General features: G+C 68.6%; 8 protein-coding genes. 4 read left to right on the forward strand and 4 right to left on the reverse strand.

Features of this window, described 5'->3' with window-relative positions:
• Positions 1-73 precede the first annotated feature (73 nt).
• The 4 genes from AC1DYN_RS03440 (at position 74) to AC1DYN_RS03455 (ending at position 2,871) form a co-directional block, all read left to right on the forward strand.
• Positions 74-664 carry a TetR/AcrR family transcriptional regulator gene (locus tag AC1DYN_RS03440; RefSeq protein ID WP_477957699.1) on the forward strand — a complete coding sequence of 197 codons (591 nt, stop codon included), beginning with the start codon at positions 74-76 and terminating at the stop codon, positions 662-664.
• A 157-nt stretch (positions 665-821) separates the two neighbouring features.
• Entirely contained in the window at positions 822-1,454 is a 633-nt protein-coding gene (locus tag AC1DYN_RS03445; RefSeq protein ID WP_477957700.1) for a hypothetical protein, read from the forward strand.
• A gap of 38 nt (positions 1,455-1,492) precedes the next feature.
• Positions 1,493-2,056 carry a DUF308 domain-containing protein gene (locus tag AC1DYN_RS03450; protein ID WP_477957701.1) on the forward strand — a complete coding sequence of 188 codons (564 nt, stop codon included), beginning with the start codon at positions 1,493-1,495 and terminating at the stop codon, positions 2,054-2,056.
• 59 nt (positions 2,057-2,115) lie between these two features.
• Complete coding sequence (locus tag AC1DYN_RS03455) at positions 2,116-2,871, forward strand: SDR family oxidoreductase (RefSeq protein ID WP_477957702.1); 756 nt, start codon at positions 2,116-2,118, stop codon at positions 2,869-2,871.
• A 37-nt stretch (positions 2,872-2,908) separates the two neighbouring features.
• Here the strand turns inward: AC1DYN_RS03455 and AC1DYN_RS03460 are convergent, their stop codons facing one another.
• From AC1DYN_RS03460 to AC1DYN_RS03475, 4 genes are all read right to left on the reverse strand, one after another.
• Complete coding sequence (locus AC1DYN_RS03460) at positions 2,909-3,721, reverse strand: class I SAM-dependent methyltransferase (protein WP_477957703.1); 813 nt, start codon at positions 3,719-3,721, stop codon at positions 2,909-2,911.
• On the reverse strand, positions 3,718-4,605 hold the full coding sequence (locus tag AC1DYN_RS03465) for an alpha/beta fold hydrolase (RefSeq protein WP_477957704.1): 888 nt from the start codon (positions 4,603-4,605) through the stop codon (positions 3,718-3,720). Before AC1DYN_RS03465 ends, AC1DYN_RS03460 begins: the two co-directional genes overlap by 4 nt.
• A 112-nt stretch (positions 4,606-4,717) precedes the next feature.
• Entirely contained in the window at positions 4,718-5,110 is a 393-nt protein-coding gene (locus AC1DYN_RS03470; RefSeq protein WP_477957705.1) for a GFA family protein, read from the reverse strand.
• 62 nt (positions 5,111-5,172) lie between these two features.
• A partial coding sequence (locus AC1DYN_RS03475) for an AbfB domain-containing protein (RefSeq protein WP_477957706.1) occupies positions 5,173-6,016 on the reverse strand: 844 nt, incomplete at its 5' end.

The raw sequence follows: 6,016 nt of genomic DNA on the forward strand, positions 1-6,016 counted from the left end.
GATGCGTCAACACTCTGCGGCGGGATGAACTGCCCGTCAAACGCGTCATCCAACTAGATGGTAGACTGTTCGCATGGAACAGACGGACCTCTCCCCCAAAGCCGCCGAGATCGTTGCCTGCACCCGAAACCTGTTGGCTGCAGGCGGATACAACGGCTTCAGCTACGCCGACATCTCGGAGGCCGTGCACATCAGCAAGGCCAGCATCCACCATCACTTTCCCAGCAAGGCGGAACTGGTCCGGACCGTCGTGAAGCTGTACCGCGAGGAAAGCCGGGGCGGCCTGGCAGCGATCGAGCAGCACATCGCCGACCCGCTCGCACGGCTGCGTGCCTACACCGGGTACTGGGAAACCTGCATCCGCGACGGCGCGGCACCGTTCTGCATCTGCGCGATGCTCGCTTCGGAGTTGTCGGCCATTCCGGATGAAGTGGCAACCGAGGTGCGCGGGCATTTCAGCGACCTGGCGGCCTGGCTGGCATCGCTTCTCACGGTGGGCGCCGCGAAGGGAAGCTTCCGCCTGCGCGGGGCTGCCGAATCCGAGGCGATGGCCCTGATGGCGACGGTCCACGGCGGCATGCTGGCCGCCCGCGTGCATGGCGATCCCGAGGTGTTCGCCACGATCGTCCAACGCGGCGTGGCGCTGTTGCTTCCTGCCGCCTAGTCGGCGCTCAGCCGGCGTCCTCTTGGGCCCTCATTTGCCTGAACGTTCTACCAACTGGTAGATAGCCTCCTCTCGAAAGCCACGGCGGCGCAGCTTTCGAGCCTCTCATGACCCATGCGCCCTGACCTCGCGACCTCGTGTCGCATCGGAGATCTCAATGCCCTTTCCCCAGTTTTCCAAGCTTCTCGCCATCGGAGCGACCGGCGCACTGCTCGCCGCCAACGTGCTCTCGTCGGCATGCGCCGCCGGTCCGGTCGAACCGGTGCGCGTGCGCGGCACGGTCGTCGCGCTGACCGGCGACCAGCTTCAGGTGAAGTCCCGTGAAGGCGAGGCTGTGACGGTGACGCTCAAGACCGGCTGGATGGTCTCGGCCGTCGCCAACGCCGGCATCGGCGACATCAAGGCCGGGGACTACGTGGGCATCGCCTCCGTGCCGAAATCGGAAGGTGGCGATGGCGCATTGGAAGTGCTGATCCTGCCGCCCCAGATGAAGGGCATGGGCGAAGGGCGCTTCGGCTGGGACTTGAAGCCCGACAGCACGATGACCAACGCCACCGTGGCCGATGCCGTCACGTCGGTCCATGGCAGCACCGTCACGCTGAACTACCACGGCCAGGAGAAAAAGATCTCCATCCCGCAGGGCACGCCGGTCGTCACCCTCGCACCGGCCACGCCCGGGGACGTCAAGCCCGGAGCCGTCGTCTTCATCCCCGCCGAGAAGGACGCGAATGGCAGCCTTTCCGCCGCACGACTGATCGTCGGGAAGAACGGCGTCGTCCCGCCGATGTGAATCGGCATGCCGGCATTCGAACACCACAGGAGAAACACATGACCGATCCGATTCCCGCACAGGGGAACCATTGGCTGAAGCCTTACTACCTCACGCGAGCGGCGTTCTCGGTCGCGTGGGTCATCGCCGCGTTCACGATCGGCCGCAGCGTTCCGTCGATCGCAGCCGTCCTGCTCGTCGGCTATCCCGCCTGGGACGCCGCGGCCAACCTGGTGGACGCGCAGCGCAACGGCGGGCTGAGGCACAACCCCACCCAACTGCTGAACGTGGTCGTGAGCGGCCTGGCCACAGTGGCCGTGGCGATCGCGCTCGGCATGGGCATGAATGCGGTGCTCGGCGTGTTCGGCGTCTGGGCGGTGCTCTCAGGCATCTTCCAGCTCGCCACGGGCGTGCGACGCTGGAAGAGCCACGGAGCGCAGTGGGCGATGATCCTGAGCGGGGCGCAGTCCGCGCTCGCGGGCGCGTTCTTCCTGAAGCAGGCGAACGAGCCCAAGGTGCCCAGCATGGCCGACATCGCTCCGTATGCCGCATTCGGCGCGTTCTATTTCCTCGTCTCGGCACTGTGGCTGATGGTGTCGGACTTTCGACGACGAGAACGCTGAGCGCCAGCCGCACCCTTCGATGACCACAGGGTCCTGTCTTCCGCCTTCCTGCACCCTTCATGAAAATCACCGGCAACACCATCCTCGTCACTGGCGGCACCAGCGGCATCGGCCGCGCACTGGCCGAGGCCCTGCACGACCTGGGCAACCGCGTCATCGTCACCGGCCGCCGCCAAGCCCTGCTCGACGACATCACGAGCGCCAGGCCAGGCCTCGCGGGCCTGCAACTCGACGTCAACGACGCGGCCTCGTTGTCGCGGCTGTCCCTCGAGCTGCACAACCGCTTTCCCGCACTGAACGTGATGTTTGCCAACGCCGGCATTTCGCGCGCCGAAGACATGGCGTGCGATGCCTGGCGTGCCGATGACGCGGAAGCCATCGTGCAAACGAACATCCTCGGCGTGATACGCATCGCTGCGGCCGTGCTTCCGCTGATCAAGGGCAAGCCGCATGCGACCCTGCTGGCCACCAGCTCCGCCCTCGCCTTCGTGCCGCGCGCTGATTTCCCGACCTACTGCGCCAGCAAGGCTTTCCTGCATTCCTGGCTGCAGTCGATGAGGCACCAGCTGCGTTCCATTCCGGTGGAAGTCCTGGAACTGTCTCCGCCCTACGTGCAGACCGAACTCACCGGAGCCCGGCAAGCCTGCGATCCACGTGCCATGCCCCTGCCCGACTACGTGGCCGAGGTGCTCCGGCTGCTGGAGGCCGGCGACACCCCGCGCGGCGAGGTTCTGCTCGAGCGGGATTTCGCTCGCCGCTGGTCCGAGCGCGATGGCCGCTACGAGGCCACCTTCGCCGCCATGAACCCGGCGTGAACGAGCAGGCCGTCGCCGGCGAAGGCCAGCGGCCGCGCTACGCCGCCGCGCGCCGCGCGCTGACGATCCATGCGCGCGAGTCGAAGAGAACGCCGTCGCGCGTGAGGTGCGCCGCGAGCATCTCGCGCAACCTCGCCAGCGCACGCTGCGCCGCGGCGGGCTCGTGCTTCGCAAGCAGGTCCTTCGCCGTCTTGAGGTCGCAGACGAGTTCGAAGGCGCTGGCGACGTCCGGGCCGTAGTAGACGGGTTCCCGCACCTCGGCCAGGCCGACCCCGGTGAACCCGGCGGCGCCGAGGAGGGCCTCGACCCTGGACGGGTCGCCCAGCGAAAAGGCCGGCGGCTCGCCGCCCGGCGGGTACGCCGGGGCCGTGCTGCCCGACAGCGCGCGGTGGATCGCGCCCGTCCACTCGTTGCGGTCGGCGCCCTGCCACACCATCATCACGAGGCGCGCCCCGGGCCGCGCCGCGCGCGCGATGTTGGCGAAGGCGGCGTCCGGATCGCCGAAGAACATCGTGCCGAAGCGGCTGATGACGACGTCGAAATGGGCGGGCCGGAACCGGTGGACCTGCGCGTCGCCCAGCTCGTAGGCCACGTTGGACAGGCCTTCCTGCGCCGTGCGGCGGCGTGCGCGCTCGAGCATCGCATCGGAGATGTCGACCCCGAGCGCACTGCCCGCGTGGGCGGCCCGCGCCGCGTCGCAGGTGGTCTGCCCGCCGCCGCAGCCGATGTCCAGCACCTGGTCGGTGGGGACGATGCCCGTGGCAGCCCGCAGCCGCTCGTTGTGCAGGCGCAGCTCGGCATCGTAGTGGTCGGCGAAACACAGCGCCCGGGCGCGCGGCGTGCCGGTCATCGCGGCGGCTCCCGGGTGTCCGTCGGTTCGGCGGTGTGCCGCACCAGCGCCGAGATGACACGGTCCCACACCGGTGCGGGCGGCATCTCGTGGCCCACCCCTTCGAGCAGCAGCAGCGTCGCGCCGGGGATCTCCTTCGACAAGGCCACGCCGTGCTCCACCGGGAACAACGGGTCTTCGGTGCCGTGGATGACGAGCGTGGGCACGCGAAGCGTCCCCAGCCGGGCGCGCCACGGCCCGTGGCCCGGCTCGAGCAGCCAGTGGTTCGACAGGCTGGCCGCGATGTCGCTCGTGCGGTCGACGACGCGGGCGGCCACCGCGCGCAGTGCCGCGTCGCTGGCGGTGCAGGTGCCGCCAAACGGTTTCGTGCTGTCGACGATGTAGCGGATCACGGCTTCGCGATCGGACCAGTCCGGCGGCTCGGCCGGGTGCTCGAACACCGCCTTCATGCGGTCGAGCATCGGCGGCAGGTCGCCGTTTCGCGAGGTGCCGCCGGGGCTGGTCGAGAACAGGGCCAGCGATGCGACGCGGGCCGGAAACTCCAGGGCCAGCAGCTGGGCCAGGCCGCCACCCATCGAGATGCCCGCGACGTGGGCGCGCGGCAGGCCCAGTGCGTCGAGCACGCCCACCGCATCCTTCACGAGATCGAAGCCGGTGTAGTCGGGCCGGCCTGCCTCGCATGCCGACGAGCGGCCCGTGTCGCGCAGGTCGTAGCGAACCACGTGGCGCTGCTGCGACGCGAGCCGCGCGCAGAAGGCGTCTTCCCACCAGTCCATCGAACTGGCGGCGCCGGCAATCAGCAGCACGGCAGGATGCGCAGGGTCCCCGAACGCTTCGGTGCAGATCTGCACACCGTTGACATCGACCATCTTCTCGTTGCCCATGGCGAGTTTTTCTCCCTGTCGAAAATGAATGCAGCGGGAGGCGAGAGTGGCACGGCCTCGGGTACCGTCAAAGGGCCACAAGGCGTGAAATCAACGGGACCAGACGCGCCCTCTACACCTCGAACCGACCCGAGGCGTCTCGATCGTGCTCATACCGCCTTGAGAGCGGGAACGCCGGCAGCCAGGACTCCCGGCGGACGATCCAGCTCTCGTAGGTCGGCACCAGCTGGTCCGGGGCGTCCAGCGATCCCAGGTTCACCTCGACCTCGTCGGCGCTGCGTGCGAAGACCGATGAGCCGCAGCGCGGGCAGAAGAACCGACCCGCGTAGTCGCGTGTCTCGCCCTCGATCGCCACCGCGTCCTGCGGGAAGATCGCGGACGCATGGAACAGTGCCCCGTGGTGCTTGCGGCAGTCGAGGCAATGGCAAAGGCCGACCCGGTAGGGCCGCCCCGATGCCACGATGCGGACGTCGCCGCACAGGCATCCCCCCGTGAACCGGTCCATGCTGCGTCTCCTCTGAAGTCAAGGGCCGGCCTGTTTACAACGAACGCGGTCGCGCGTCCAGATCAGCGGCTGATCCGGACCCAGTTCAGGTTCCACCCGCCCGACAGCGCCTTCACGGCGATCTGCTGCTGCCCGGCGCTCAACTGCACCTGGTGCGAGATCGTGGTCCAGTTCTGCCAGCCGCCGGTCGACGGCACGCCCAGGCTGCCGTACACCGGCGCCCCACCCGCGCTTTCGAGCTGCAGCGATCCGCCGCCGCTCTGGCTGGCCACGCGGTACTGCACCGTGTAGGTCCCGCTGGCCGGCAGGTTCAGGTCCCACACCACCCAGTCGTTGGCGTCGATGTAACCCAGGTTCTGGCCGCCCTCGGTGCAGGCCTCGGCCGTCATGCCCTGCATCACCGCGTAGTTCTCGGCCTCCAGCGTGATCGCGCTGGCCGCACCCGACAGCAGCGGCGAACGCGCGAAGGTCGCGTCCTGGCGGTCCAGGTCGCTGAAGATGCTCTCCACGTACAGCAGCGAGTTGCGGTGCCGCAGGTAGCGACCCGGGAAGTTCCACGATTCGAACGACGTCGCGCCGCCGTTCGCCAGGCCCGTGCGCTGGTTGAAGGTCGCGTCCTGGCGGAACAGCGTCGAGCCGTCGTTCGCGTCCAGCCACACCTCGCCGTTGCGGTGCCGCAGGTAATTGTTCGGGAAGTTCTGCGACTGGAACGACACGCCGCCGCCGGCCAGGCCCGGCACCATCGTCCAGTTGCCGTCCGCGAACGGCGAGACGCTGCCCGCCGGGTCGATGCGGCCGCGGCTGGACGCATGGCGGATCACGTTGCCCGCGATGTTGTTGCTGGTCCACGAGGCCGTGGTGGTGGTCGAGCTGCCCTGCGTGTAGACCCGCACGTAGTCGACGTAC

It is taken from the genome of Rhizobacter sp. P2_D12, from assembly GCF_056404395.1.